Here is a 25,684-nt window from a genome sequence, read left to right as displayed (position 1 = left end):
AAAACCACTTCATGCCGTTTTTGGCACGGTTGTTGAAATGTATTCAGTGCAGGTCTTTTTACAGCCCTGCCAAACGGTCTGCACGCCCCCCTACAGAACCGCTTTCAATGCCCGAAAGGGCCATTTATTCATTAACCGATTGATCGCAAGCCGGTGAAACGACCGGGGCTTGCCTGTAAACCGTATTGTCAAAACTAATGTACCATGCACAACTTACTTAACCTTCGGACAAAGCAGTACCCCCCACAGCCTGTGCCACTGATGAGCCTGCTACTGGCCATCTTGCTTTTCGCAAATACCCAGGCCCGGGCCAATGATTATGGTAGTACTGAAGCATTCCAGATGCCCAACTGTACCGCACCGGTATTGAACCCGGTACAGTACAACTGCGATGGTTCAGTTACAATAAGTTGGACTCCTGCTCCCAGCGCAGCAACCTATTCCGTTGATATCATGAATGGTGGCAATCCTGTCCTCGACTTTGCGAACACAGGGGATACCGCTTTCACGGTTGTTGCCGGATCACTGACGCCAGGAACCGATTACACCTTTGCTGTAACTTCTGAATGCAACGGCACCACCGCAGCTTCCGCTCAGGGAACCATACAGGGGGACCAGATACAAAACCTCTTGCCCGTTTTGGCCCTAGCCGGCTCTGAAGGCACTTCCTGCCCGGACGCAGCAGATGGCATGGCCATGCTCGTAGTCAACGATGAAGGGTGCGGCGCTACGTACAACATCACCGTCGAAGGCACTAGCCAGATGACAACGAGCGGCAATTTTGTTACCTTCAACAACCTGACCGTTGGCGATTACACAGCTACGGTTACCCTGAATGACCCGGGTATGTGCAACCTGAGCAGTGATTGTATAGACGGTATGAGCATAGACTTTTCTATTGCCTCTACTGATGATATGATGCCCACTCTGGATATCACATCGAATATCGGTATCACCCCTCCTGCATTTTCCACCTTCAACTTACCGGAGGGGGAGTGTGGGCTACAGTTCCTGTGGTTCATCACCACCAACGACAACTGCGATAACGCACAGGTGAGCGCAACCATCCAAACCTTCACAAACAATGCAGCGGTATTCCCGGGCGGCAGCATCAATCTGATCAATACCGGCAGCGCTTATGTGCTCGAGGGCTTTGCGGCTATTGGTACAAACCTATTGACCATTACCTCGTCCGATGCAGATGGCAACCAAATCACTGCCGAATTTGAAATCGAAATCAAGGACAACCGCCCACCGGTATTCCAGGGGCCCAGTTCGCTCTTGGTGGAGACCCCATCCTGCGACAATGAAGTACCGGTAAACTGGTCTGTCATTGCAATTGATGATTGTGATATCGACGCAGAAATTATCCAAACCCAAGGGCCGGCTTCCGGCTCTTACCTGACCCCGGGCACTTATACGGTGGGCTATGAAGCCTTTGACGACTACGGCAATACCGCAACCTACAGTTTCGACATTACCATAGTGCAAGGCGAAAGCCCGGCCCCGATCGTGGATGTGAGCGGCAATACCCAGTATACCGTCACCGCCTGTGAAACCGAAGCTTTTACCATCTTTTCCGGAAATATTTTTGATTGCAATATTACGCCGGGCACTAATGTCCAGCCTGATATTGAAGTCACGGGAGCACCACTAAACGTAGGCTACACCAGCGTGCAGAGCGGCTTCGCTTACTTCGAGCTTTCGGGCTTCCTGAGCCCCGGAATTTATGGCCTGAACGTATCCTACCAGGGCGTGGAAGTAAGCAATATCTTGCTGGAAGTCGTGCAGGAAGCTGATATCCCTGCTGAGGTGACCCTCCCCGGGAACCTCACCTATGCTTTACCTTACTGCCAGGACTCCCTATGGATTAACCTGCAGGTACAGATTGATGATGATTGCGACGCCGTGATCAGTGGCGATGACCTGACAACCACCCTTAATGGCTCAGCGATTGACTTTGACAACAACCTGTCGGAGCTGGGTACTTTTGTCTACCCGGTCCTGCTCACACCAAGCCTCGATAGCGCAGAGCTGCTCGTCATCTATACCGATGGGGCCGGCAATATTACCGAATCAAATACCCGCCTTAACATCATCAGCAAACCAGATACGATTGCCCCCATCATCATTTATCCGAATCAAAACCTCAATCAGCACCTGAATGCATGCGAAGCGAGCCTGACGGAAGTCTGCTTCCAAATCAAAGCGATAGATGACTGTTCGGATGAGGTGACCCCATTCATTCAGCTTATTGGCAACGGTGGCAGCTTATTCCCCGTTACGAATACCACCGGAGACACCTACTGCGCCAACCTGAACCCCGGCCTGTATACTGTGAATGTTGTGGCAACCGATGACCACGACAACACTCGCCAGGTATCTTTCAGCATTGGCATCACGCAGGATACCGCCCAAATGGCCAACCTGGCGTGCAACGATCAAATCAACGCCGTCACGGATGCAGCGTGCCAGCGTACAATCACCCCCGACATGCTGTTGGACGGCAACTTCGGTTGCCTGACTGATGCCGATTTCAGCATCAGCATTGCCGACACAGACCCTACCAATGGTAACATCCTGGACGGCCACGGTTTATTCTCTTATGAAATCGAACTGGCACCTGGCGTTGATGCAGGAACGGGCTTCATCCCATGCTGGGGCTACATCAAAGGCATTGACAACAAAGCGCCGACCGTAATCGCGCCGGCAGATACAGACGAGGCGATCATCAACTCCAACGGATACGTACTGCAAGGTGCACTGACTGACACCATGCCTACGATGAACGCTCCGACTTACATTTGCCTCGATGGACTGAGCAGCAACGGCGCCCGCTACTACAACCTGCAAACAGTGGAAGTAGACGCTACTGGTTTTTACACCTTCCTGCTGACCTCTGATTTTGCAGATGGGCTGGTTGCTATGGCGCTCTTCGATGGAAGTTACAGCCCGTCCAACCCTTGCCACAATATTGTAGTGGAAGGTACCAACCTGGAAGGCACCACGGGCACTGGCATTCCATACATTGCCCTGAATGTATTCCTGACAGAAGGGGAGACTTATACCGTACTTACCACTTCTCAGCAACCCGGACAGACGGGCAACTACACCTATACCATACTGGCTGACGGGCCGGGGCAGGCTGGGCTTTACGACACCACCTACAACGCTGCTATGGCTGAAACGGTGACCTTTTCGCCCTTCGCCCTCTCGCCGGTCACCTTTAATCAGCCGCTGTTCTGCAAGGACCTGGACTCCCTGTTGAACAACCCTGCAAGTCTGCAGTATACCGGCACGCCAACCATTGAAGACAACTGTGGGGACGTAACCCTTACTTTTGAAGATACATACAGCCAAGGTAGTGACTGTGGGAATATTACCATTACACGGACTTTCACCGTCACGGATGCGGCGGGCAACAGCGCTACAGCACAGCAGACCATCACCCTGCAGCGCCCTGACCCCGAACTGGATGTCAACCTGCCCCCCAACAACCTGCCTATTGATTGCCAGGCTGTATACGAAACCTTGCCTAATGGCTACCCGGCACCTTCTGTTACCGGCTACCCCTACATCAACGGGGTGTTTGGAGTGACCGAACTGAAATATGCCTTCTGTGATGTAGCCGCTACGTTCCAGGATGGCCCCCAGATTCCGTTGTGCGCAGGTGCCTTTAAGTTTGCACGGACCTGGCAGGTCTTCGATTGGTGCGATATGAGCACGCTCTATACCTATCAACAGTGGATCAAGGTGGGCGACTTCTCCGCGCCGGTAATAACCGCACCCGATATTGACTATAACAACGATGGGGAAATTGACATGCCCGTATACTCCAACAGCCCCTTCAGCTGCGATGCGGCTTTCGAGGCACCATTGCCAGTAGTAGAAGAAAACTGCTCCGATTATCAGGTACATACCCAAATTGTAGCAGAAGAAATAGACAGCATCTTCGGCAACAACGGTCAGCTGACCGGTACCGAAACAGATACCGTAGTGGTGCGCGTCATCGGCTGGAATGCACCCAGCCGGATCGTTTCCGGTATACCGATTGGCAGCTACTACTTCCGTTATACAGTAACTGATGGCTGCGGCAATAGTGCCACACGTTACTTCCCCTTTGAGGTAGAAGACAACGTAGCGCCTACTGCCGTTTGCGACCAAAACACGGTAGTCTCGATTGGCGGGCAGGACTACGGCCGGGTTTATGCAACAGATATTAACAACGGCTCCTGGGACAACTGCGGTATTGAAAACCTGGCAGTCCGCCGCAACGGCTTCAACAACTCAACCGGAAGCTGTGGCAACGACTTCTCCAACTTCGGCCCCTATGTGGACTTCTTCTGCTGCGATGCCGGAGAACCGGTTATGGTCGAGCTGCGGGTAGTGGATGTTCATGGCAATATCAATACTTGTATGGTACAGGTCATCCCGGAAGAACAAGCGGCTCCGGAGTGCGTAGCGCCGGCTGATGTCACCGTTGACTGCACCGACCTGCCCCTGGGCTTTGATGCTGAGAATACAATGAGCCTTCAGCAGCTCTTTGGCAGTGCTTCTGCCAATGACAACTGCGGTGCAACCACCACGGAGCTCACGCCTATTGTAAATATGAACTGTAACGCCGGTACCATCCTGCGCCGTTTCACCGCTACCGATGGCTTTGGTAACGTGAGCGGAGGGGATTGCCAGCAACTGATCACCGTGGAGCAGGTGCACAATTACGAAATCCGCTTCCCGGCAGATAATGCGGCCGTCTGCGGCGCTACCCTCGCCGACAGCGTCACCTACAATGCCCTCGGCTGCGACATGCTGGCGGTTAGCTCTGAAGACGAGATCTTCGAGCCCACCAACGGAGAATGCTACAAAATATACCGGACCTGGCGCGTGATGAACTGGTGTCAGTACGACGGGGTAAGCGATCCATTCGTTGTGAGCCGAGACCCCGACTGTAATACTGAAAACGGCGAAGAAGCCGTATTTGTCCTCCACCGCCCGGATGGGTTTACCTACATCGACCGCGACAATGACGAGACGGAGCCTAACAATAACCCACTTGCGAGTGAAAACCTTTGCCAGGGCTTTGACGACTACTGGCAGCGGGCAGATTATGCCGGTGGCTTCTACGAGTACACACAGGTTATCTCGGTCTTTGATGAAGCGGCACCAACGATCAGCTTTGCCCAGGCTTCTCCTTTCTGTAGCCTGGATAATGAAACCTGCGAGGCACAAGTGAACTACAACTTCAGCGTCAGCGATGACTGTGTGACCGGTACCGCCAACAACGATATTCTGCAAGTACGAGTCTTCCTGGATGCAGAGAATAATGGCACCCTGGATATGGAGCTTACCCTTACCAATATGGTAGTGGCCAACTTCCCCAACTACGAAGTCAGCGGGTCCTTCCCGATCGGGAGCCACCGTTTCGAGGTGCAGGTGAGTGATGGCTGTGGCAATACTACGGTTGAAAGCCTGCCTTTTGATGTGGTAGACTGTGCCACCCCAACCTTATCCTGCCTGAATGGGCTTGCGGTGGAGCTTGATGCTCACGATGCTGACGGAGACGGTATTGCAGACGGCGGCATTGGAGATGTATGGGCAGATGACTTTGTGATCGGCGACCTGACGGACTGTTCTGGTGAAATCACCTACTCCATCAACCGGCTGGGCGATCAGCCCAATGTAGACAGCACCGGCATCTACTTCAGCTGTGCCGATACAGGCTTGGTCATGGTGGAAGTGTACGCCTGGGACCCTGCCGGAAACAATACAAGCTGTGAAACCTTCCTGTTTGTTCAGGACAACGATAATGTCTGCAACGGCGGGCAGCCTACTGCAGCTGCTGCTGGCAGCATCGAAACGCCGGCTGGTGCCCATGTGGAAGAAGTAGAAGTCAACCTGAGCGGTCAGAACGGCGGATGGATGGTCACTGGTGCAGATGGGTCCTTTACTTTCGAAGGGCTGGTACCAGGACAGGATTATACCGTGACGCCTTCACGTGACGGGGACGACCTCAACGGGGTCTCTACCTTTGACTTACTGCTCATGAACAAGCACATTCTCGGCATACAGCCGTTCAGTACGCCTTATCAGATTATCGCTGCTGATGTGAACAACTCCGGCAATGTCTCGACGCTCGATATGATCGTACTGCGGAAGCTCATCCTGGGCGATGAGCTGGAAATGGCCAACAACAGCAGCTGGCGGTTTGTGGAAGCAGACTACATCTTCCCGAACCCTTCAAACCCCTGGGCAGAGCAGTTCCCCGAGGTGCTCAACATCAATGATATCCCACAGGCTGGTATTGCCACTGCGGATTTCGTAGCCATCAAAATCGGTGATGTCAGTGGAGATGCACAGCCCAATAATCTGATGGGTATTGATGAGCGGGACTTTGACGGCATCTTTGTCCTCAACCTCGAAGACCGTGAGCTGGAACAAGATGAAGAGCACACCATCTACATCACTTCCGAAGACATTCGGTCGGTAGGTGGCTATCAGGGCACGATCAACTTTGACGAGGACGCTGTTGAGCTCCTTGATGTAATCCCGGGCCGCATGGAGTCCCGGTACATCGGCACCTCTTTTACCGACCACGGTATGGTAACCCTGAGCTGGAATAAGTCTGAAGATGAGCTGGCCGACTACTTCGCACCCAATGACGTCTTATTCTCTATCAAGCTACGAGCTAAAACGAGCCTGATCCTGAGTGAAGTAATGGGTACCAACTCAAGAGTGACCATCGCGGAAGCTTATAGCGAGAGCGGCGACCTCTATGAGTTTGGGCTGGAGTTCTACGGCCGACTCAACGGTGCTAATGCCAGCGACCGGTTTGAGCTCCACCAGAATTACCCGAACCCATTCCGTGATGAAACCGTGATTGGTTTTGAATTGCCGGAAGGGACCCCTTACCTGCTTACCATCAGCGATGTTGCAGGCCGGGTAGTAAAGACCATCGAGCAGGAAGGCCAAAAAGGCTATAACACAGCCACTCTTAGCAAGGCGGGCTTACCCGAAGGTTTGCTGCAGTACACTCTGCAGGCCGGGACGCATATCGCCACCAAACGCATGATGATACTGGCGGATTAATCCGGGCCAGAAGATAAATATAGTGTTTCATGATGATGCCGGGCGTACAGGAAGTGCGCCTGGCTTTTTTTGTGGCTGCGGGCGCAAAAAAATACAGGGGATAACCCGAAGGCATCCCCTGTATGACTGGTAAGGGTAAACAAGTTGGTCAGACCCTTAGAGCATGTTTGGAGCGTATTCCGGATTGATTCATCCTAATCGTTGCGGCGATTGTCATCATCTCGTCTTGGGCGGTAGTCGTCACGGTCACGGCGTTCCCGGTAGCCACCGCGGTCGCGGTTTCCACCATAATCGTCTCTGCGACCACCGTCAGAGCCGCCACGGTCACGGCCACCGCCGCCGTAATCATCCCTGCGGCCGCCATAGCCACCACGGTCACGACCACCGCCGCCACCGTAATCATTCCTGCGGCCGCCGCCGCCACCGTACCCGCCGCGGCCACCGCCACCGCCGCCACGTTTTTCACGCGGCTCCGCTTTTTTCACTACGATTGTGTTGCCGTCCAGGTCAGACTCGTTAAGCGCCTCGATAGCGTTCATGGCCTGCTCATCATCTGGCATTTCTACAAAACCAAAGCCGCGGGACTTACCCGTAAATTTATCATTGATAACTTTGGCGGAGTCTACCTCTCCATAGGCTTCAAATGCATTGCGCAGACCATCGCTGTCTGTGTCAAAATTGAGCTTAGCAACAAAAATATTCATCACAAGAAAGTTAAAAAGGTGATTAGGAAAAGATTGAAAAGAAAACCCGGGCGCAGAGCCCTCACATACCAGGCGCACGAAAGGTGCGAAAGCGTCTTATCGAATCAGTCTTGGATTATTGGAGGCCGGTACAAAAGTGGGCGATCAATAGAAGGCTGGCTTAATAAGGCTAGATGATATGGATATCGCTATTGGGTATTTATATTTTTGCGGTCATTAGTTATGATAGATGCATCAATTATTACCTCGATACGAACAAGTCGGCTAAATACGGTACAATCGTTCCCCGGTTACGGAGCGTATAATTCTTCTATTGTGCTGTAAATACAACCCAATATAGGATAAATTCGGAATAAAAATCAAGTCCTTAGAGTTTATTAATGCAGGTTTTGTGCAAGGCCTGAATTAGGATTTTTTGCCAGATCAAGACCTGTCCCGCCAAATAGCGTTAGAGCAACGAAAAGCAGGACGAAATTTGGAGAGAGCAGCCTGAAGTGCACAATACCACCAAGCTTTTAGACTATGTTTGGAGCGGGTTCATAACTCCTTGGTTTGCAATAGGATCAAGCTCCAAACATAGTCTTAGTTGCCAGGTACATGAGTCGTTGCAAAGAGCCGTTTGATGCTGTACTTGCCTACACCATTGGCCCAAACCATCAGCAAGCCGCCAACGATAGCGATGTTTTTCATAAACATAATCGACTCAAGGCGGCGCTGCGGCTCAGGGTCGAGCCAAAAGGAGTGCACAATAAAGGTAACGGGAATCCAATAGCACAACAGGAAAAACATTGCGAGCCCGGTACGATAGCCAATCAATAGCAGGATCCCCCCCATCGTGAGCAAAATGATGGCCCCGAACAACAGCAGGTCTTGCTGCCACTCCAGCCCGTAAGCGGTCATCTGCTGCTTGGTGGCTTCGTAGTAAAAAATGGAATCATAGGCTTCATACAAGAAAATAAAGGCCAACATTCCTCTGCCTAGCAAATCAAGAATATCTTTCATTAGCTGTTGTCTTTTGGAGGCCGAAAGGTAGGGTATTTTTACTTGATGCTGCGGCTTAAAAGCACTATTCGCTTAGGAACCTTTTGACGGCCCTGGCCACGTTTTGCCCATCCATAGCAGCGGAGATGATGCCTCCTGCATAACCCGCGCCCTCACCCGCAGGGAATAGTCCCCGGGCATCACCGTGCATATAGGTCTTAGGGTCTCTGGGGATTCTGACCGGGGAACTGGTCCGGCTTTCGGTACCAATCACATTGGCTTCTTCAGTGTAGTAGCCTTTCATTTTTCGGCCAAAAACCTGTACGGCTTCCCGCAGCCTTCCGGCAATAGAGGCGGGCAGCAGGTTGTGCAGGGGCGCCGCATAAAGCCCGGGAATGTAAGAGGTCCCATTCAGGCTGCCGGAGACCTTCCCCTTCACGAAGTCGGTCAGCCGCTGCGCCGGCGCTTTCTGGCTGCCATCACCATGATTGAAAAGAGCCTGCTCCACACTTTGCTGAAAAGTTAAGCCTGCAAAGACGCCATGCTGCTGAAAAGGTTTGAGGTCTTCAAGTTCTACGGCCACTACAGTGCCTGAATTGGCATAGGGGGAATCACGTTTGGACATGGACATGCCATTGACGACGAGCTCGCCCGGGGCGGTGGCGGCAGGGACAACAAGCCCGCCGGGGCACATACAAAAAGAAAAAACACCACGGTCGCCGACCTGGCAGGCGAGGCGGTAACTGGAGGCTGGCAGCCCCTCTTCCCGCTGACGTTGATTGTACTGTATCTCGTCAATCAGGGGCTGCGGGTGCTCAATGCGCACGCCAAGAGCGTAGGGCTTTGCTTCCAGTCTGATGCCTTTGCGGTGCAGGAGGTGGTAGATATCGCGTGCCGAATGCCCCGTAGCCAAAACGACTGCTTCGGCAGTATGTACTGTACTGTGATTAATGATTACTCCTTTAATGACACCGTCCTGCAGCAAAAAATCGGTAACGCTGCTCCCGAAGTGGACCTGACCGCCGTAACGCTCAATAGTGGCGCGGATATTACTGACGATTTTAGGTAGCTTATTGGAGCCAATGTGCGGATGAGCGTCCACCAGTATGTCGGTTTTGGCACCATGCTCTACCAAAAGGCGCATGGCTTTTTCGATATTCCCGCGCTTGTGGGACCGGGTGTAGAGCTTACCGTCCGAGTAAGTGCCGGCCCCCCCTTCGCCGAAGCAATAGTTCGAATCGGGGTTGACTTCATCAAATTGCTGAATAGCACGAAGGTCTCTGCGCCGGGCCTGCACATCCTTGCCCCGGTCAAAAATAACCGGCTTCAACCCCAGCTCAATAAGCTCCAGCGCAGCAAAATAGCCTGCCGGGCCGGCCCCGACAATAATCACCTCCGGGGCTTCATCCACCATCTTAAATTGGTCGAGAATGGCTGGTTCGGGCTGATAGCTTTCGCCTGCGTATACCGCTACCCGCAACCGGATTGCCGGGCGCTTGCCACGGGCATCTACCGACCGCCTTAGCAAGCGGACTTCCTGCACGGTGTCGGCAGGCAGCCGGCATTTCTGTATAGCCCGGGTATGTACGATCGTTTCATCCTGAGCTTCCGAAGGGCTCAGCTTAAGTTCCAACTCTTTAACCATTGTCGTCATTCTGGGTGCCTGGATCAGTACTCGTACCTGTAGAGTCCGGGGCAGCAGGCTTCACCGCCTCTTTTAGCTCCTCGTTTACGTCCATTTTTTCCCGGTTGAGCTTTTTGCGCTTTGGCTGCTGATCCTGTTGTTCTTCCGGCCGCTCCCAAAACGTGGGAGACTGCTGAACGAAGTAATCGGGGATATAGATGCGGCTATGTACCTTCTCCAGCGCCTCCACATCTTCTAATTTGATCACGCGCCGGAGCAAATCCTTGCTACTCACAATCAGGCTGTCACCCTGAGGCGCAGTGATAAAATCATAACGGCCTTCTTCCAGGAAGAAATCAAAAACCCCGCGTGAGGCCTTGTACATTTCCACATTTGTTTCTGCCATTATAGTATTGCCCGCCCAGGGGATAACATCGTAGGAGTCCCCTTCATAGATATTGAGGACCAGCTGATTAGCGGTCTCCGGGACTTCAAAAACTTTGTGTAGTGTCTTTTTAAGCTGAGCCTGAGCAGGACTGCTAAGCAGGAACAGCCCTATTAGGATCGATCCGATTCTCATTGATACTGCTGGTTTGTGGGCCAAAGGCAAAAAACGCCTTGGCAAAATAAAAGGTGTGCCGCATTTTCAGCAGCACACCTCTTATAACGTTCTGTTCTTTTTAAAAGTTGCTCCGCGGGAGCTTACAGTGACGAAGCTGTTTCTTCGGTCATATTTTCCGGTTGTGCCGGGTTGAAAACCACATTGCGTGGCTTCTTAATCACAAAAGAAACCCGGTCGCTCAGGGGGTGCCCGCTGATGGTAACCTCCCGGCCCAGGTTGGGTGCGGAAATACCATAAACCTGATCGGATTCTTCTGCGGTTAGGTTGTACCGGCCGGCACGTACAAGGGATTTGAGCAGGGCTTCCGTGCCTCTGTCAAGCTCTATATGCATTTGTACACGCACAAAGGGCTGATCCCAATCTGCCACTTCTACCGGCGCATCGACATTAAGGGACACCGTCTGCGCCCCGTTCAAATTGAAGGATTTGACCAACGTCTTTTCTACTTGTTGCCCAATCAGGGTTGTAGTGGCGAACAGCAGGAGGATGGTCAGTGTTGAATTGTAGATGTTGCTTTTTCTCATAGTTCCTCCTTTTGGTTTGGGTTTACGAAAAAATTACAAAATTTTCTTGTAAAAAACAAGGCTTGGGTGGTGTATTGTTTTGTTTTCATTTCAACCGGAGCGTAGCGTCTTCACAGCTAACATGAGTAGCCGCTCTGATTTAAAGACCCTTCGTTTTTCAAAAACGCTGCCTGACAGGTCTTTTTAAATTATAGCTTTTCTGATGTTTACCAACCGCTCCAGCAAAGGCTCCAATTGGTCGAGCGGGAGCATATTCGCACCATCCGACTTCGCTTCCGCCGGTTTGGGGTGGGTCTCAATGAAGAGCCCGTCGACGCCAGCGGCAATACCGGCTTTGGCAATAGTGCCAATCAGTGCCGGGCGGCCACCGGTCACCCCGGAAGCCTGATTGGGCTGTTGTAAAGAGTGCGTGCAGTCTAGTACGACGGGAGCCCCCAATGCCTGCATAGTCGGAATACCCCGGAAGTCCACCACCAAGTCCTGATAGCCAAACGTGGTGCCCCGCTCAGTGAGGAGGATATTTTCGTTCCCTGCCGCCCGTACCTTATCCGCAGCAAACTGCATGGCGTCCGGACTGAGGAACTGTCCCTTTTTGATATTGACAACCTTACCGGTTTCCGCCGCCGCCGTGAGCAGGCTCGTTTGGCGGCAAAGAAAAGCAGGGATTTGAAGCACGTCTACGTACTGAGCAGCAAGCGCTGCTTCCGGTTCAGAATGAATATCTGTCGTGACCGGAATCTGATACTTTTCCCCTACTGCTTTCAGAATGCTCAGTGCTTTTTCGTCACCGATACCGGTGAAAGAATCTGTACGGGAGCGATTGGCCTTACGGTAGGACCCCTTGAAAATGTAGGGAATCTTAAGCCGGCTACAGATGTCATGTACCTGCTCAGCGATTTCGAAAGCCATATCTTCTCCCTCGATGGCACAGGGGCCGGCAATGAGGAAAAAGGAGTGCCCGTCGGTGAACTTCAATTTAGGGATATGCTTCAGTTCCATAGTTTTTCTTGCAGGAGTTAGAGCGTGTTGGGCCTTTGCTTTTCCAAGTCAAAGGAGAGCAAAAGCCCGTACATGCTTTATGCCTTTAACCCCAATCGGGGCGGCTTAGTTCCTATAGTCGGAAACTGATGCCTACGTTCAGCAGGCTGTTGCCATAACCAACCTCGCCGAAGAAGCCCAGGTTGCTTTTAGGATAGTAAGAAGCTCCGATAAAAGCACTGTAGATGAGGGAGTTGTTGTCGTCCTCGGGGCGGATGAAGGAAGGCTCGTCGCCTTTGCTCTTTGGCTGCCCGTTAATTGATTCTTCTACCGTTGCCATGTCGTAACCGAGCATGCCACCACCGTAGATGTCAAACTTTTCGCCCACCTGACCATGTGCAGCGGCGCGCAGCCCTACCTGAAAAGACTCGTTGGAAATATCCTGTACTGCTCCCGTTGGCAGGACACGGCCGTTGCGCTCAAAGGAGGCATAAGCGGCGTAGGCGCCCAGGCTAAAGTTGGAAGACAAACGGGCATTCATGCGCAAGCTTACCGGAGGCACGATCGTAGTAGCACCGTCTTTGGCATAAGTGGAGACAACGCCATAGCCAGCAGCTAATTCAATATCGCCAGGCTTGAATGACAATTGAGCAGAAAGAGTAGTAAGGCTTGCAAACACCAGGGCGCAGATTAAAGTTAGGTTTTTCATCGGATTCTCGTTTTTAGCTTTTTGCGGTTTTGTTGCCGCAAATGTAGGTGCAAATGGCGTAGGAGTCAAGCTTATAGGCAGAATTTTATTTTGAATAACCCTATATTGAAAGGCTTTTGAAAAATTTAATTAAAAATTAACGTGTTTTTGTTTATCATTATTTTAAACAGAATTAAATTTCGATATAAAAATGGGTGAGGGGGGAAGAATCGAAATCTAATTTTTTTGCTTCGATTTGGCTTATAAACGGGCCCAAACTTCGGTTTAGTATAGCACCGTTTCATTTCGCTAAAAAAAAGGAATTCCAAATGCCAAATACTGACATTAATCAGGGCAGAAGCAAAAAATATTATGACATTTCTCAGTTCGCTGCAACAAAATCAAAACTGCCCTCTTTGTAGTAGGAAACAAAGCGTATGCGCCTTCTGATTCTAATACTGATCCTCCTGGCTTTTGACGGGTATGCCTTCATGGCTATACGAACCCTGGTGCAGGACTGGCAACCGACAATACGCTACGCTCTATACGGTATATACTGGGCCGTGCCGGTTCTCTTGCTGGTATGGATGCAGGGCGGTGATGCCGGGTGGTTTGAGGGCTGGTCAAAATCGACGGTCACCGTAGTGCGTACCTTATTTTTCATCCTCTACATCTCCAAAATGCTGGTAGCGGCCGTTGTGCTGATTGACGACCTGCGGCGGCTGATCGGCTGGTCGGCGGCCCAATTGGGTAGTGGTGCGAAATTCAGCACCGGGCGGTCGCGTTTTTTGGCACAACTTGGCCTGATGCTGGGGTCGGTACCTTTCTTTAGCCTCATCTATGGAATGGTGCGCAATCCCTACCGCTACCAACTCTTCAAGGAGACGGTCCGCATACCGGGGCTTCCGGCTGCGCTTGAGGGGCTGAAGATCGTACAAATTTCGGATATTCATTCCGGCAGCTTCCTGCACCGGGAGCCGGTGCGCAATGCCGTAGACCTTATTAATGCTCAGGAGCCCGACCTGGTCTTTTTTACTGGCGACCTGGTCAACAATAAAGCCGAAGAGGCACAACCTTTTGTGGAGGTGTTTGATAAAATCAACGCGCGCTTTGGCGCCTACTCCGTTTTGGGCAACCACGACTACGGTGATTATGTGCGCTGGGGATCTGCCCCGGAGAAAGAAGCCAATATGGATTTGCTCAAAGATATCCACCGCCGCATCGGCTGGGACTTGTTGCTGAATGAACACCGCTCGGTTGATGTGAATGGTGCCAAGGTGGCGGTGATTGGGGTGGAAAACTACTCCACCCACCCCCGTTTTCCTAAATATGGCGACCTCAGGCAGGCTACAGCGGGCTTAGAATCCGCTGATTTGAAGCTCTTGTTGTCCCATGACCCTTCCCACTGGAAAGGGGAAGTGACGAATGACTTCAAAGATATAGCGATCACTTTTTCCGGGCATACGCACGGTATGCAGTTTGGGGTGGAAATCCCGGGCTGGATCAAATGGAGCCCTATCAAGTACGTTTACAGGCAATGGGCGGGGCTGTACCAAAGCGGGCAGCAATTCCTGTACGTTAACCGGGGGCTTGGCTATTTAGGCTACCCGGGGCGCGTGGGCATCCTCCCGGAAGTCACCCTCATAGAGCTGCAACGGGAAGCCTGATGGCACACAAAGCGGGGGCAAAGTGGAATTCCACCTTGCCCCCGCAGCTTTTTTTTCTGACCTGTCCCCTAATTTTTCAGGGACTTGGTTTTCGCTTTCGCCTGATCGACAATTTGCTTTTGCTTGCTAACGGCATCGGCTTTCATCTCCGTTTCTTTCTTAGCGCTGGCCAACTGCTTTTTGAGTTCGGCCAGTTCCTTTTCCATATCCTTGATTTCTCCCGCGACGTTCTCTTCCGTCTTGCGTGCATCCTTGAGCACTTTCTCCATCTCTTTGAGCTTATCCTCTTCGGCTTCCAGCGCCTCCTCGGCGTATTCTTTCAACACAAAATCGCGAAAGCCCTGCAGCCAGTTGCGGGCGCCCTCCATACGGTCGGGGTGGGTAGCGGAAGACAGGTAAGCACCGCCCAGGTCAAACCAAATCGTGACCGTAGCGCCCGGAGCGGGTTTCTTCGACTGCACCGTAGAGTAAATATCAATGGTGTTATCGCTAATGGCTTCGATCTCGGCATTATCGCCAAAGTACTCCCCGGCTTTGTTTGGCTTCGGTTTACGGGCGTCAAAGTCTTTCTGATAGTCTACCCACAGGTCGGCAATAGCATCAGCTTCCCCAATTTGGAAGTCGATCAGGAAGCTGCTGTGGACGCCCTTGCTCATGGAGCGCTCGCCTTCCTCAAAAGGCTGGCCCATAGCGGTTCCGAAACTCAGTACCGACAGCAGCAGTGCGCATGTCATTTGTTTTGGCAGTAGCATAGTTTTTGTTTTTTTGACGGCTGAAACGGAAAGCGTCACAACCAGATATCTTCTACTGTTTTAACGGGCTGCCCGGGCAGGTGTTCAAAGGGGCAAAATCCAGGTAGGTAAGCCTTGGCCCCACGCCGGATTATGGGTTTAAGGATTTACCTCCGCCAGAGGCCTGGAAAAGCCCGGTGCGCCCGTCTTTTTTGGAGGAAGCTGCCAATCAAACGCCTATTCCGACCAATGAATGCGGGGTTTGCCCTACCTTTGCGGCAGCCAAAAAAAGTCACCATGTCTGTAGAAAAAGAATTGATGGCCCGAAGCGGTCAGGCTTGCGAACTGTGCGGCCAAAATGAAGCCCTTGAGGTATACACGGTCCCGCCTGCTGATAGCCCGTCTTTTGAGGAGAGCCTGCTCGCCTGTGCTATCTGCCGAAGTCAGCTCGCCGCTCCGGAAACCCTCGACCCCAACCACTGGCGCTGCCTCAATGACAGCATGTGGAGCCCGGTCCCCGCAGTGCAGGTTGTAGCCTGGCGTACGCTCCATGCCCTCCGGAGCGAAGGCTGGCCAGCTGAGCTGATTGATACAATGTATTTGGATGAGGAGGCCCTGAAGTGGGCGAAATCGGGCATGCCGGATGAGAATGCCGTCATCCACCTCGACAGCAACGGGCAGGTACTCGAAGCCGGGGATACCGTAACGCTCATCAAAGACCTGAAAGTCAAAGGCGCGAACTTTACGGCCAAACGGGGCACAGCGGTGCGCCGCATTTCACTGGTGCGCGACAATCCCGGCCAAATCGAGGGCAAAGTGGAGGGGCAGCAAATTGTGATCCTTACGGAATATGTGAAAAAGAGAGGGTAAAAATGGGAATGGGGGAATTGAGAGACAGAAAACAGCCGAGATAAGGCTATCCTGAGCCCTCAATCCCAACACGCTCTTAATCATTCCAGGACAGCCCAAACCGGAGGGCAATATTCACGAACGGAGAAGAGAAATCGCTGGAGTTATACTCCGGAATATCATCGTAGGTAATGAAGCGGTAGCCGGCTTCAAGCCCTACCCGGAACCACTGCGTGGCGTTCAATTCCAGCCCGGCAGAAGGCTTGAGGACATAGACCGGGTCATCGCCCACACCTTCGACGGTTGCTCTACCGCCCCCGGCAAAAAAGCCAATACGCGGGTGGAGCAAGCGCTCTGATTTTGGTGCATACGCCAGCTGTAAGCCATCGTAGTAAAGGTCGAGTCGGCGGTTGTCCGGCCCGGTGACCGGCTCCTGCCGGAAGCTGTTGCGGGCATAGCCGATGTAGATCGAACGGCTGACTTCAATACCAATATTGAAACCACGGGCGTAGGCGTATTCGTCCTCAAAGAAGTTGTAATTGTGGTCAATACTGGCCCAGATACCGGAAAGCCGGATGTCGGTGCTGTTGAAAAGGGTTTCTTCCTTCTGAGCAGTCAGGCTCAGAGCGGAAAGTAAAAACAAGGTGGTGAGTAAGTGGGTGATTTTCATAATTCCTTGATTTTTGATTCTGCATTCAAATAAAAAGGAAATTTCACATCCATGCTGGTTTTTAACCCACTTTAACCGGCTTTAGCATTTGGTTAAGAAAGCTTAGAGCTTGTTTGGAGCGGTTTCGTCATGAAAATCAAGGATTTATGGTTCTGGCGAAGTCACTAAATTTGAGTTTAGCGGGCTAAGTGAAAATGTAGTGAGGAAGTCAGAGCTTGCCCCGCATTTCTGCGGGGTTCATAAAGCGTTGATTTGCGATAGGAACGAGCTCCGAACATGCTCTTAAAAAAGGTAGCAGCCCCGTACGGTGATGGTACGCCCGATCCAGGGTACAAGCGTTTGCTCGTTGGTTTCCGCCAGCTCCTCGCTGTAGGGGGAATTGAGCCAACGCGACCACCGCACATCAAGCACCCAGTTTTCGGTGAAGTAAAAAGAGCCGCCAAGGATGACGGAGAAGATGTCCTGCGATAAGGGGTGGGCTTCAATACCGTCCTCGCCGGTCACCTCCGTCACACTATAGTTGATGATGTTACCGTAGGAGCCCCCTGCCGTCACCTGCAGCTTCCAGTCCCGGAAATGGACCAGCACTGGTGCTTCCACCATATTAAAATGTATCTCCTGCACGTCCAGTTCGGAACTGGGCACATCAAATTTACTTTGCCGCGCCCCTTGCTGCGAATAGAGGATTTCGATACCGACCTTCCAACGGTCGGAAAGCACGGCATCGGCCTTTATGCCGCTCTGGAAGCCAAATTTATAGAAGCCGCGCAGCTTGTCGCCGTCCACCTGTGAAATATTGAGGCCGGCTACCACACCGGCTTCGAAGCGGCGCTCCGGCCCGGTCTCCTGCGCCTGCAAGCTCCAAAACAAGCAGCCTGCCATGATGGTCAAAAACAATCGTATGGGTCTCTTTTGCATAGCAGCGATTAAAGTTATGTGGCAAAGTTATCAATTGAACGCATTTTGTGTCACTATGGTCTAGTAAAGACCGCTGTAACTTATGCCACTGCATTGCATTATTATGTAAAACCCTATGAAAACTTTCCTGTTCGCCGCCGGAAGTTTTTTGTGCGCCTTTAGCATTTGCGCCCAAAATCTGGTGCTCAACCCCGGCTTCGAAATCTTACAGACCGATAAATACCAAGCGGACTGCCGCTTCTCGCAAAGGACCTATCAGTTCAACGAATCGGCAGCGTACTGGAATTCCTTCAACGGGCTTACCCCTGATCTGATCTCTTACCCCGACTCTGCTGATTGTGTATTCCCCAAGCCCTTTGCGGGCAAAAACATGCTGGGCTTTATCAACTTCTACCCTGCCGCACAAACAGGCTGGCTCAATGACTATCATGAGTTCGTACAGGGGCAGCTCAGCGAACCCCTGGTGGAGGGGGTAACTTACGAGGTCCGCTTCTGGGTCAACCGGCAGGTGCAGGCTCCGCTACAGCACCTCAAGACCCTGCCCCGGAGCGAATTCAACGTCCCGCCAGTGCCCGTAGCCAGCAACAACATCGGCATAGCCTTCCTGCGCAGCCCCGCCGACCCCAATGAGTTTTTCGATCAGTCGGTGCGGCAGTTTGGCATCCGGCCCCACTTTAATGTGGATACGATTGTGGGCGACAGTGCCATGACCTGGATGCAGGTAAAAGGTACATTCAAAGCGCCCTTTGCTACCCGTCACTTTGTGATTGGCAACTTTTTCAAAGACGCGCATACCGACGTTAATTTCGAGCCTTCCCCCTATGTCGTCTTCCCCGTACGCATTGCCTACTACTGCCTGGACGAGCTCTACATCGGCCCTGCAGGTTCAGATTTGGAGGAAGCCCTTACGCAGACCGGGCGCTATACCTTCCGATCGGTACACTTCCCCACCGCAAGTGCAGCACTGCAGCCCGAAGCCTTCCCAGAGTTAGATACGCTGGCCGGCTATCTGGCCAGGCATCCGGAAATACAGGCCAAGATTGCCGGACATACCGATAATGTGGGCCAGGCAGAAGACAACCAAATACTTTCGGAGCGCCGCGCCGGGGCTGTCCGGCAGTACCTCATCGGGCAGGGCATTGACGACAGCCGCATCACCTATCAGGGCTATGGAGAAAGCCAGCCTGTAGCCGGCAACGGCACCGCAGAAGGCCGGCAGCAAAACCGCCGTGTAGAGTGTGTCTTGAAATAACTAATTTAGCGCCAAAGCCATCACGTATGTTCAAGTACACCCGCCATAGCCTGAAGAAGCTGGAAACGCTGTTTGAAGAAATTGACTTCACCATCCGCTACGAGAAAGGGAGCTTCAACTCGGGCTATGCCATTGTAGAAGACCGAAATATTATTGTGATCAATAAATTTTACGATATAGAAGGGCGGATCAATGTCTTGCTAGACATTCTGGGGCAAACAGAAGTGCGTATGGAAGCACTCAGCGAGCCCTCGCTAAAGCTGTACAAGCAGCTTGAGAAGAATGAGTTGATTTCTGATGACGAGGAGGAAGAGTAATTGTTGGCTGCTCTTTGAACAGCCAACAATCAGGTGTAGGCAGCAGGCTACCCCTTTGGACGGTCGTACTGACAGCAAGCGTGCAAGTTGGCATACACCTCATCCGGTGCGCGGTGGGTATCAGAATCATACCCCGCTGCCGCCACTTTGGCCTTGATATCATCTTCGGATACTTTGTCCGCTTCGTACGCTACCGAAAGCATACCGGATTTCACATCCCAATCTGCAGAGTGGACACCTTCCACTTCGTTAAGAGCACTTTCGATGGTACGCTTGCACATACCGCAATTGCCGTAAATGCGGATAGAAGCCATCGTAGCTTCCGCATCCATGCTTACCTTTTGTGCTTTGGCGTCGCCCATTTTAGCGCAAGCTTTGCCGTCTTCATTTTTGGCGCAGCAAGCCTTTTTCGCTTCTGCTGTTTTGGTGCAGCTGGTCTTATCTTTACCGCTACAGCATGCTTTGGCCGACTGTGCCTGCAGGGACATAGAGCCCAGGAAAAGCAGAGCCAGCATCATCATTAATGGTTTCATGGTCATTATTTGTTTCTTTCATGAATAAATCAGGTTAAAGATACGGACTTTTGTGGTATATCCATCCAATTACCGTCCAACCAGGCTTTCCCTTTTGCTAAACCAGCGGTTATAAATGCCCGTGGTGCCGCTTATGAAAGTCATGCCTCCGGGGCAGTAATTGCAGGGAATAACAGGGGAGCGTTCGCTTAAAGCCCTGCCAGGTACAACGCAGAAAGGCGCGGCTGTGTTATTACCTGGTAGCGTTAAAAGTTTTCACGCCTGCTGTTCATTCTGTGTCGAAGCCATTTACGAAAGTGGCCGTGTCCCAATAGGCTACGCCACCAACATCGCCGCCCCAAAAACCCCGGCGCTATCGCCCAGCTCCGGCGCCATAAACTGCGTATCGAGGCGGTGGTTAAAGACGTGTTTTTTGACCGATTCCACGCCCTCCGTGTAGAGGTTGGGAATGTTGCCCAGGCCGCCGCCGAGCACAATCACATCCGGGTCGAGGATATTGATGACGGAAGCCATGCCCTTCCCGAAAAAGTGGATAAGGCGGTCGAGGGTCGCCTTGGCGTGCTCGTCTGTATCTACGCGCTGCAGGATGTTTTTGAGTTTGTCTTTTTGTCCGGACTGACTGTGGTAAAAACGCTGCAAAGCCGGGCCCGAGATGATACTTTCGACGCAACCCACCTGCCCGCAGTAGCATTCTCCGCCCGAAAAATCAAGGAAGTTATGGCCCCATTCGCCTGCGATGCCCTGCCGGCCGTTGCGCACCTGCCCGTTGATGACCAGCCCGCCGCCCACACCGGTGCCCATAATGACGCCGAAGACCACCTGTGCGTCCGGCGCTTCCCGGGGCACTTTGCCCAGACGGGCTTCCGCAATAGCAAAACAGTTGGCATCATTAGCCATTTGTACCGGCAGGCCGAGAGCTTTTTCCAAATCCTGCTTCAGGGGCTGCCCGTTCAGGGCGGTGGTATTGGCGTTTTTCATCAGCCCGGTGATGGGGTCGAGGGTGCCCGGGGTGCCGATGCCCACGCGTTCCGGTGCTGCCCCGCTGTCTTTCTGCAAGAGGTCTAAAACCTTACCGATTTGCCCGATGATGTGCTCATACCCTTTTTCCTTTTCGGTAGGAATGCGCAGTCGGGAGCGCACTTTCAAAGGTTGAATGCTTTCGATGATCGCACCTTCAATTTTGGTGCCGCCGAGGTCAATGCCCCAAAGGAGTTGGTTTTCCATGGATTCGTTTTGTTGTGCCTGACAAAATTAGGTTTTCGTGGGGATTATTAGGCATTGGGGCGGGAGATTTGGGGCACTATCCGAGAGAGAAAGTTCTGGTGTTGTAAGCAAGTAGTCTGTTTACCGCTGAATTAGCCCAAGGCTGCTAAACGTCATCAGCAAAAAGTCCCAACACGATCGTAAAAGCACTCAGCAATCCGGCATCCATAATTTTCATACACAAGTTCCTGATTTTGCTTAAAACTACAACTTTCGGGGTTCTGTTTTCACCTTCGGTCAGGCACCCTACCCACAAAATAAGCTTATTTCTTACCTTTGGCTTGACAATCAACAAAGACAGACTTTAGCAACGACATATGACAGAAGGCGCTTCTTCCAGCAGCCATGCCCCTTCGAATGGCACCCAACTGCGGCTACAGCTACAAACTCCGGCTGAGGAACACGGCCGGGCCATCTTCGTATCGGGCAACTTCAATGGCTGGCGCACCGGCAGTGGTGCGTATGAAATGCAGCAAACCGGCCCGGGCTACTACGAGTTCAACTTCCCCCCTGATGAATGGCTGCCAGAGCAGCTCGAATACAAATACCACCGGGGCGACTGGGATCAGGTAGAGCTCGACCGCTTTGGTAATACCCGCACCAACCGGACCCTCAACACCCGGGAGCAGGATACGCAATCCGACAGTGTAGACCGGTGGCTGGTTGATGGCTTGGCTTACAACCCGGCCTATCTGCCCAAAATTGAAATACTGACCGAGGACTTCAAAATCCCTAAGCTCATTAGGACCAGGCGCATTGCCGCCCTGCTGCCGCACGATTATTACGAAACCGACAAACGGTACCCGGTGCTCTACCTGCAGGACGGGCAAAACCTCTTCGATGATTATGCCCCCTTTGGCAGTTGGGGTGTGGACAAGAAGCTGGCGCTGATGAAAGAACAGGGTTTCGGTGATATCATTATCGTGGCAATTGACCACGCCGAGAAGGACCGCATCACGGAATTTACGCCTTCCTATCGTACCCAACTGGGCGCGGGAAGCGGGAAAAAGTACCTCCGGGTGCTCGCCGACCGCCTCAAACCCTTCGTAGATGAGCACTTCCGCACCCTGCCTGGCCGCGAAAACACCGGCATCGGCGGCAGCTCTATGGGCGGTCTGATCAGCATCTACGCGGGGCTGATTTATCCGGAGGTGTACGGAAAGTTGATGATTTTCTCCCCCTCCCTGTGGGTGAGCCCCAATATCCCGTTCCGGGTCATGAACCTCAATGACCCGCACGATATGGATATTTACATTTATGCCGGGGAAGGGGAAAGCAAAAATATGGTGCCCAATATCCGCAGGTTTATGCAAGCCGCGGAAGAACAGGGCGATGCCTCCTTCAACTTTGAGCTCTCTTTGGACCCCGATGGCGCCCACAACGAAGCCCGCTGGGGGCAGGAATTCCCCCGCGCTGTGGAGTGGCTATTCTATTCTCAATCCTCACAAACCTCCTGAAAACATGAAAATTCATCTCGCACACGAATTCAATCCGCAACCACAGACGCAGCTCATCCCTCTCCCTGCCGGTGCACAACTAGAGGACGCGCTCCAGCAAATTGCAGTACAATGGGGCCTGAGCCCAGCTGGGCTTTCCGGTCATTTTAAGGCGGAACCCGGAGAGCAGATGCTCCTCATGGCAGATCAGCGGTACGCTTACCTGCTTGGGCTGGGGCAACAACCGGCCTATGCAGACACCTTAAAGACTGTACGCTCTTTTGCCCATAAGCAAAAAAGCAAACTTTCACCCCGTCTTGGCGTCAATCTGATGTACCTGGCAGCGCTTCCCGGAAGCCAAACCGAAGCCATCGTAAGCGGCCTGCTGCTGAGCACCCTCCCAACGGGGCAGTACCGGCAGGAAACCGAAACGCCACACCCTCTCGCTACTGACGAAGCCGAACTGACACTTTATACCCCGGAAGCAAATGCCGGCATGTGCCAACAGGCAGCAGAACGCGCCCGGCACCTTTCCGAGGCCCAGCTGTCCATCATCGGGCTGGTCAATGCGCCGAGCAATAAGAAAACACCGGCTATGCTGGCGGACTGGGCAGAACAGTCGGGCCGCAAGCACGGCTATAAAGTCACCGTCTTTGACAAACCTGCCATTGAGGAACTGGGGCTGCATGCCCTACTGGCGGTCAACCGAGGGAGTGAAGAGCCGCCACGCTTTATTGTCATGGAATACCAGCCCAAACAAGCCAACGGGCCGCTACCCAAAGTGGGCCTAGTCGGCAAAGGCGTTACCTTCGATACCGGGGGTATTTCCATCAAGCCGTCCACCAATATGCACTACATGAAAAGTGATATGGGAGGTGCCGCTGCTGTTTTTGGCACTATGGAAGCTGCCGCCCGCCTGCAGCTGCCGGTCCATCTGATTGGTATTGTGCCCGCAACCGATAACTGTGTGGATGCCAATGCCATCAAACCCGGCGACGTGATCGGCTCTTACAGCGGTAAAACCATTGAGGTAATTGATACGGATGCAGAGGGCCGACTGATTTTGTCGGACGGCATCGCCTACATGCTTAGGCACTTTGCACCGGATACGCTGATTGACCTGGCTACGCTTACCGGCAGTGCGGTGCGCACCTTTGGGTATCATGCGGCGGCTTTGTTTACCAATAACACCGAGCTGGAGCAACACCTGAAAAGCGCGAGTGCAGCCACCGGCGAGCGCGTCTGGCCATTGCCACTCTGGGAGGTATACGAAGAAGACCTGAAATCGGATGTAGCTGATGTTCGCAACTTCAGTGGCCGCCCCATAGCTGGTGCCATCAATGCCGCCAAATTTCTGGAATACTTCACGGAAAAACACACCCGCTGGGCCCACCTCGATATTGCCGGAGTCGCCTTTGGTGACTCTGAATTTACCATTCAGAAAAGTGCAACCGGCTACGGTGTGCGGCTGCTGATTAACTTTTTGGAACAACAGAAACAAGCATAAATCCATCGCAGCCTCCGCGGCTTCGAGCAACCTAAAATACCATCATCATGCGACCACTGACTTTCCTCTGCGTCACTTGCTACCATAAAGGGCAGGATTTTCTGAGCGCCTGCAAAGCCGCGGGCAATACGGTCTACCTCCTCACAGCCAAAAACCTGGAGCATGCCGAGTGGCCGCGCCACGCCATCGACGAGTTTTTCTATATGGACTCCGATGAGAATACGCCGGAGAACTTCGCCAACCTGGAGAAGGGCCTGGCCTGGCTGATGCGCAACAAGAAAATTGACCGCATCGTTGCCCTGGATGATTTTGATGTAGAGAAAGCGGCCTTTCTGCGGGAGACCTTCCGTGTGCCGGGCATGGGGCAAACCACTGCCCGCTACTTCCGCGATAAGCTCGCTATGCGTATGAAAGCAGCCGAGGCTGGTATTCCGGTCCCTCCGTTTTCGCCTTTATTCAACGATGAGGAAATTACGCACTACGCCACGACGGTACCCGCGCCCTGGGTCGTCAAACCGCGCTCCGAGGCATCTGCTACCGGAATCAAAAAGGTACACTCCCTGGAGGAACTTTGGCAGGTGGTGCATGACCTGGGCGACAACCGCCATGAGTATCTGGTAGAACAGTTCAAGCCCGGTGCGGTCTACCACGCCGATGCCATCACGGTAGATGGGAAAGTGGACTTCTGCCGGGTGTCCAAGTACCTGAACACGCCCTTCGAAGTCGCGCATGGAGGAGGGATTTTCCGGTCGGCCACCCTGCCAATAGGCAGCGAAGATGACATAGCTATTCAGGCGCTCCATGCGAAAGTTATGCAAGCCTTTGGGATGCAGTTCAGTGCCTCACATACCGAATTTATCAAATCGAATGACGACGGGCAGTTTTATTTTCTGGAAACGAGCTCGCGAGTGGGCGGCGCGCACCTGGCCGAAATGGTAGAGTATGCCTCTGGCATTAACCTATGGGCAGAGTGGGCACGGCTGGAAACAGCCATGGCCAAGCAGCAGCCCTACGAAACACCAAAGGCGAAAGCTGACCATTCAGGTATTGTGGTTTCTCTTTCCCGCTTTCAGCACCCCGATAACTCCGGCTTTGATGACCCGGAAATTGTCTGGCGGCTCCGCAAGGACCACCACATCGGCATGATTGTCCGCTCTTCTGACCTCCAACGTATTCATACCTTACTCGACGACTACGCCGGGCGTATCCACCGGGACTTTCACGCAAGTGCGCCGGTACCAGATAAGCCAATGGATTAGGTGCAGATAGTGGATATAGACGGGGTGGGAATAGGTAGAGCAAAGGACGGGGAGCATCTGTCTGGCCTTGCTTTG

Annotated in this window: 20 protein-coding genes; 8 read left to right on the top strand and 12 right to left on the bottom strand. The window is 52.7% G+C overall.

The window, feature by feature from the left end; genetic code table 11:
* Positions 1 to 204 precede the first annotated feature (204 nt).
* Entirely contained in the window at positions 205 to 7,086 is a 6,882-nt protein-coding gene (locus tag RIC19_RS19910) for a T9SS type A sorting domain-containing protein (protein ID WP_350180119.1), read from the top strand.
* A gap of 194 nt (positions 7,087 to 7,280) precedes the next feature.
* On the opposite strand, the gene rbp is transcribed toward RIC19_RS19910, so the two are convergent.
* From rbp to RIC19_RS19875, 7 genes are all read right to left on the bottom strand, one after another.
* Positions 7,281 to 7,790: an RNA-binding regulator gene (gene rbp, locus RIC19_RS19905; protein WP_350180118.1), complete on the bottom strand. Its 510-nt coding sequence runs from the start codon at positions 7,788 to 7,790 to the stop codon at positions 7,281 to 7,283.
* Between the two features lie 582 nt (positions 7,791 to 8,372).
* On the bottom strand, positions 8,373 to 8,792 hold the full coding sequence (locus RIC19_RS19900; RefSeq protein ID WP_350180117.1) for a DoxX family protein: 420 nt from the start codon (positions 8,790 to 8,792) through the stop codon (positions 8,373 to 8,375).
* A 64-nt stretch (positions 8,793 to 8,856) separates the two neighbouring features.
* A complete protein-coding gene (locus RIC19_RS19895) occupies positions 8,857 to 10,416 on the bottom strand; it encodes an NAD(P)/FAD-dependent oxidoreductase (protein WP_350180116.1) in 1,560 nt (519 codons plus the stop codon).
* A complete protein-coding gene (locus tag RIC19_RS19890) occupies positions 10,409 to 10,975 on the bottom strand; it encodes a hypothetical protein (protein WP_350180115.1) in 567 nt (188 codons plus the stop codon). Before RIC19_RS19890 ends, RIC19_RS19895 begins: the two co-directional genes overlap by 8 nt.
* A 122-nt stretch (positions 10,976 to 11,097) precedes the next feature.
* The gene (locus RIC19_RS19885) at positions 11,098 to 11,541 is read right to left on the bottom strand and encodes a hypothetical protein (protein ID WP_350180114.1); all 444 of its coding nucleotides are present in this window, start codon (positions 11,539 to 11,541) and stop codon (positions 11,098 to 11,100) included.
* A 183-nt stretch (positions 11,542 to 11,724) separates the two neighbouring features.
* On the bottom strand, positions 11,725 to 12,540 hold the full coding sequence (gene kdsA / locus RIC19_RS19880; RefSeq protein ID WP_350180113.1) for a 3-deoxy-8-phosphooctulonate synthase: 816 nt from the start codon (positions 12,538 to 12,540) through the stop codon (positions 11,725 to 11,727).
* 112 nt (positions 12,541 to 12,652) lie between these two features.
* Positions 12,653 to 13,228, bottom strand: coding sequence for an outer membrane beta-barrel protein (locus tag RIC19_RS19875; protein WP_350180112.1), 576 nt, complete (start codon positions 13,226 to 13,228; stop codon positions 12,653 to 12,655).
* A gap of 416 nt (positions 13,229 to 13,644) precedes the next feature.
* Between RIC19_RS19875 and RIC19_RS19870 the strand changes: the two genes are divergently transcribed.
* Entirely contained in the window at positions 13,645 to 14,874 is a 1,230-nt protein-coding gene (locus RIC19_RS19870) for a metallophosphoesterase (protein WP_350180111.1), read from the top strand.
* A 68-nt stretch (positions 14,875 to 14,942) separates the two neighbouring features.
* On the opposite strand, the gene RIC19_RS19865 is transcribed toward RIC19_RS19870, so the two are convergent.
* Entirely contained in the window at positions 14,943 to 15,626 is a 684-nt protein-coding gene (locus RIC19_RS19865) for a hypothetical protein (RefSeq protein ID WP_350180110.1), read from the bottom strand.
* Positions 15,627 to 15,902: 276 nt separating this feature from the next.
* On the opposite strand from RIC19_RS19865, the gene RIC19_RS19860 reads away from it, so the two are divergent.
* Positions 15,903 to 16,475, top strand: coding sequence for a PhnA domain-containing protein (locus tag RIC19_RS19860; protein WP_350180109.1), 573 nt, complete (start codon positions 15,903 to 15,905; stop codon positions 16,473 to 16,475).
* A gap of 76 nt (positions 16,476 to 16,551) precedes the next feature.
* On the opposite strand, the gene RIC19_RS19855 is transcribed toward RIC19_RS19860, so the two are convergent.
* The gene (locus RIC19_RS19855) at positions 16,552 to 17,124 is read right to left on the bottom strand and encodes a hypothetical protein (protein ID WP_350180108.1); all 573 of its coding nucleotides are present in this window, start codon (positions 17,122 to 17,124) and stop codon (positions 16,552 to 16,554) included.
* Positions 17,125 to 17,406: 282 nt separating this feature from the next.
* Complete coding sequence (locus RIC19_RS19850) at positions 17,407 to 18,042, bottom strand: outer membrane beta-barrel protein (RefSeq protein ID WP_350180107.1); 636 nt, start codon at positions 18,040 to 18,042, stop codon at positions 17,407 to 17,409.
* A 115-nt stretch (positions 18,043 to 18,157) separates the two neighbouring features.
* Between RIC19_RS19850 and RIC19_RS19845 the strand changes: the two genes are divergently transcribed.
* Positions 18,158 to 19,294 carry an OmpA family protein gene (locus RIC19_RS19845; RefSeq protein ID WP_350180106.1) on the top strand — a complete coding sequence of 379 codons (1,137 nt, stop codon included), beginning with the start codon at positions 18,158 to 18,160 and terminating at the stop codon, positions 19,292 to 19,294.
* Between the two features lie 26 nt (positions 19,295 to 19,320).
* Entirely contained in the window at positions 19,321 to 19,611 is a 291-nt protein-coding gene (locus RIC19_RS19840) for a hypothetical protein (protein WP_350180105.1), read from the top strand.
* Positions 19,612 to 19,658: 47 nt separating this feature from the next.
* Here RIC19_RS19840 and RIC19_RS19835 read toward each other — a convergent pair whose 3' ends face one another.
* Entirely contained in the window at positions 19,659 to 20,144 is a 486-nt protein-coding gene (locus RIC19_RS19835) for a heavy-metal-associated domain-containing protein (protein WP_350180104.1), read from the bottom strand.
* A gap of 315 nt (positions 20,145 to 20,459) precedes the next feature.
* Positions 20,460 to 21,368 (bottom strand): ROK family protein, encoded by a 909-nt coding sequence (locus RIC19_RS19830; RefSeq protein WP_350180103.1) that lies wholly within the window; start codon positions 21,366 to 21,368, stop codon positions 20,460 to 20,462.
* Positions 21,369 to 21,724: 356 nt separating this feature from the next.
* Between RIC19_RS19830 and RIC19_RS19825 the strand changes: the two genes are divergently transcribed.
* Genes RIC19_RS19825 through RIC19_RS19815 form a run of 3 tightly spaced genes read left to right on the top strand, consistent with a single transcriptional unit; the run spans position 21,725 to position 25,609 of the window.
* Entirely contained in the window at positions 21,725 to 22,864 is a 1,140-nt protein-coding gene (locus tag RIC19_RS19825) for an alpha/beta hydrolase-fold protein (RefSeq protein ID WP_350180102.1), read from the top strand.
* Positions 22,865 to 22,868: 4 nt separating this feature from the next.
* Positions 22,869 to 24,350, top strand: coding sequence for a leucyl aminopeptidase family protein (locus RIC19_RS19820; RefSeq protein ID WP_350180101.1), 1,482 nt, complete (start codon positions 22,869 to 22,871; stop codon positions 24,348 to 24,350).
* 47 nt (positions 24,351 to 24,397) lie between these two features.
* Positions 24,398 to 25,609, top strand: a complete 1,212-nt coding sequence (locus tag RIC19_RS19815; RefSeq protein ID WP_350180100.1) for an ATP-grasp domain-containing protein — start codon at positions 24,398 to 24,400, stop codon at positions 25,607 to 25,609.
* Positions 25,610 to 25,684 lie beyond the last annotated feature (75 nt).

It is taken from the genome of Phaeodactylibacter sp. (genome assembly GCF_040219495.1).
In the GTDB taxonomy this organism is placed as follows: domain Bacteria; phylum Bacteroidota; class Bacteroidia; order Chitinophagales; family Saprospiraceae; genus Phaeodactylibacter.
The sequence above is the reverse complement of the archived record's forward strand: the minus strand, read 5'-3'. Positions and strand labels throughout refer to the sequence as shown.

What these genes read in the sequence shown, in the direction of transcription:
- RIC19_RS19885 (WP_350180114.1), bottom strand. Translation starts at nt 11,541, where the DNA reads ATGAGAAAAAGCAACATCTACAATTCAACACTGACCATCCTCCTGCTG.
- RIC19_RS19900 (WP_350180117.1), bottom strand. Translation starts at nt 8,792, where the DNA reads ATGAAAGATATTCTTGATTTGCTAGGCAGAGGAATGTTGGCCTTTATT.
- RIC19_RS19820 (WP_350180101.1), top strand. Translation starts at nt 22,869, where the DNA reads ATGAAAATTCATCTCGCACACGAATTCAATCCGCAACCACAGACGCAG.
- rbp (WP_350180118.1), bottom strand. Translation starts at nt 7,790, where the DNA reads ATGAATATTTTTGTTGCTAAGCTCAATTTTGACACAGACAGCGATGGT.
- RIC19_RS19840 (WP_350180105.1), top strand. Translation starts at nt 19,321, where the DNA reads ATGTTCAAGTACACCCGCCATAGCCTGAAGAAGCTGGAAACGCTGTTT.
- RIC19_RS19890 (WP_350180115.1), bottom strand. Translation starts at nt 10,975, where the DNA reads ATGAGAATCGGATCGATCCTAATAGGGCTGTTCCTGCTTAGCAGTCCT.
- kdsA (WP_350180113.1), bottom strand. Translation starts at nt 12,540, where the DNA reads ATGGAACTGAAGCATATCCCTAAATTGAAGTTCACCGACGGGCACTCC.
- RIC19_RS19860 (WP_350180109.1), top strand. Translation starts at nt 15,903, where the DNA reads ATGTCTGTAGAAAAAGAATTGATGGCCCGAAGCGGTCAGGCTTGCGAA.
- RIC19_RS19895 (WP_350180116.1), bottom strand. Translation starts at nt 10,416, where the DNA reads ATGGTTAAAGAGTTGGAACTTAAGCTGAGCCCTTCGGAAGCTCAGGAT.
- RIC19_RS19845 (WP_350180106.1), top strand. Translation starts at nt 18,158, where the DNA reads ATGAAAACTTTCCTGTTCGCCGCCGGAAGTTTTTTGTGCGCCTTTAGC.
- RIC19_RS19850 (WP_350180107.1), bottom strand. Translation starts at nt 18,042, where the DNA reads ATGCAAAAGAGACCCATACGATTGTTTTTGACCATCATGGCAGGCTGC.
- RIC19_RS19875 (WP_350180112.1), bottom strand. Translation starts at nt 13,228, where the DNA reads ATGAAAAACCTAACTTTAATCTGCGCCCTGGTGTTTGCAAGCCTTACT.
- RIC19_RS19815 (WP_350180100.1), top strand. Translation starts at nt 24,398, where the DNA reads ATGCGACCACTGACTTTCCTCTGCGTCACTTGCTACCATAAAGGGCAG.
- RIC19_RS19870 (WP_350180111.1), top strand. Translation starts at nt 13,645, where the DNA reads ATGCGCCTTCTGATTCTAATACTGATCCTCCTGGCTTTTGACGGGTAT.
- RIC19_RS19910 (WP_350180119.1), top strand. Translation starts at nt 205, where the DNA reads ATGCACAACTTACTTAACCTTCGGACAAAGCAGTACCCCCCACAGCCT.
- RIC19_RS19835 (WP_350180104.1), bottom strand. Translation starts at nt 20,144, where the DNA reads ATGAAACCATTAATGATGATGCTGGCTCTGCTTTTCCTGGGCTCTATG.
- RIC19_RS19855 (WP_350180108.1), bottom strand. Translation starts at nt 17,124, where the DNA reads ATGAAAATCACCCACTTACTCACCACCTTGTTTTTACTTTCCGCTCTG.
- RIC19_RS19830 (WP_350180103.1), bottom strand. Translation starts at nt 21,368, where the DNA reads ATGGAAAACCAACTCCTTTGGGGCATTGACCTCGGCGGCACCAAAATT.
- RIC19_RS19825 (WP_350180102.1), top strand. Translation starts at nt 21,725, where the DNA reads ATGACAGAAGGCGCTTCTTCCAGCAGCCATGCCCCTTCGAATGGCACC.
- RIC19_RS19865 (WP_350180110.1), bottom strand. Translation starts at nt 15,626, where the DNA reads ATGCTACTGCCAAAACAAATGACATGCGCACTGCTGCTGTCGGTACTG.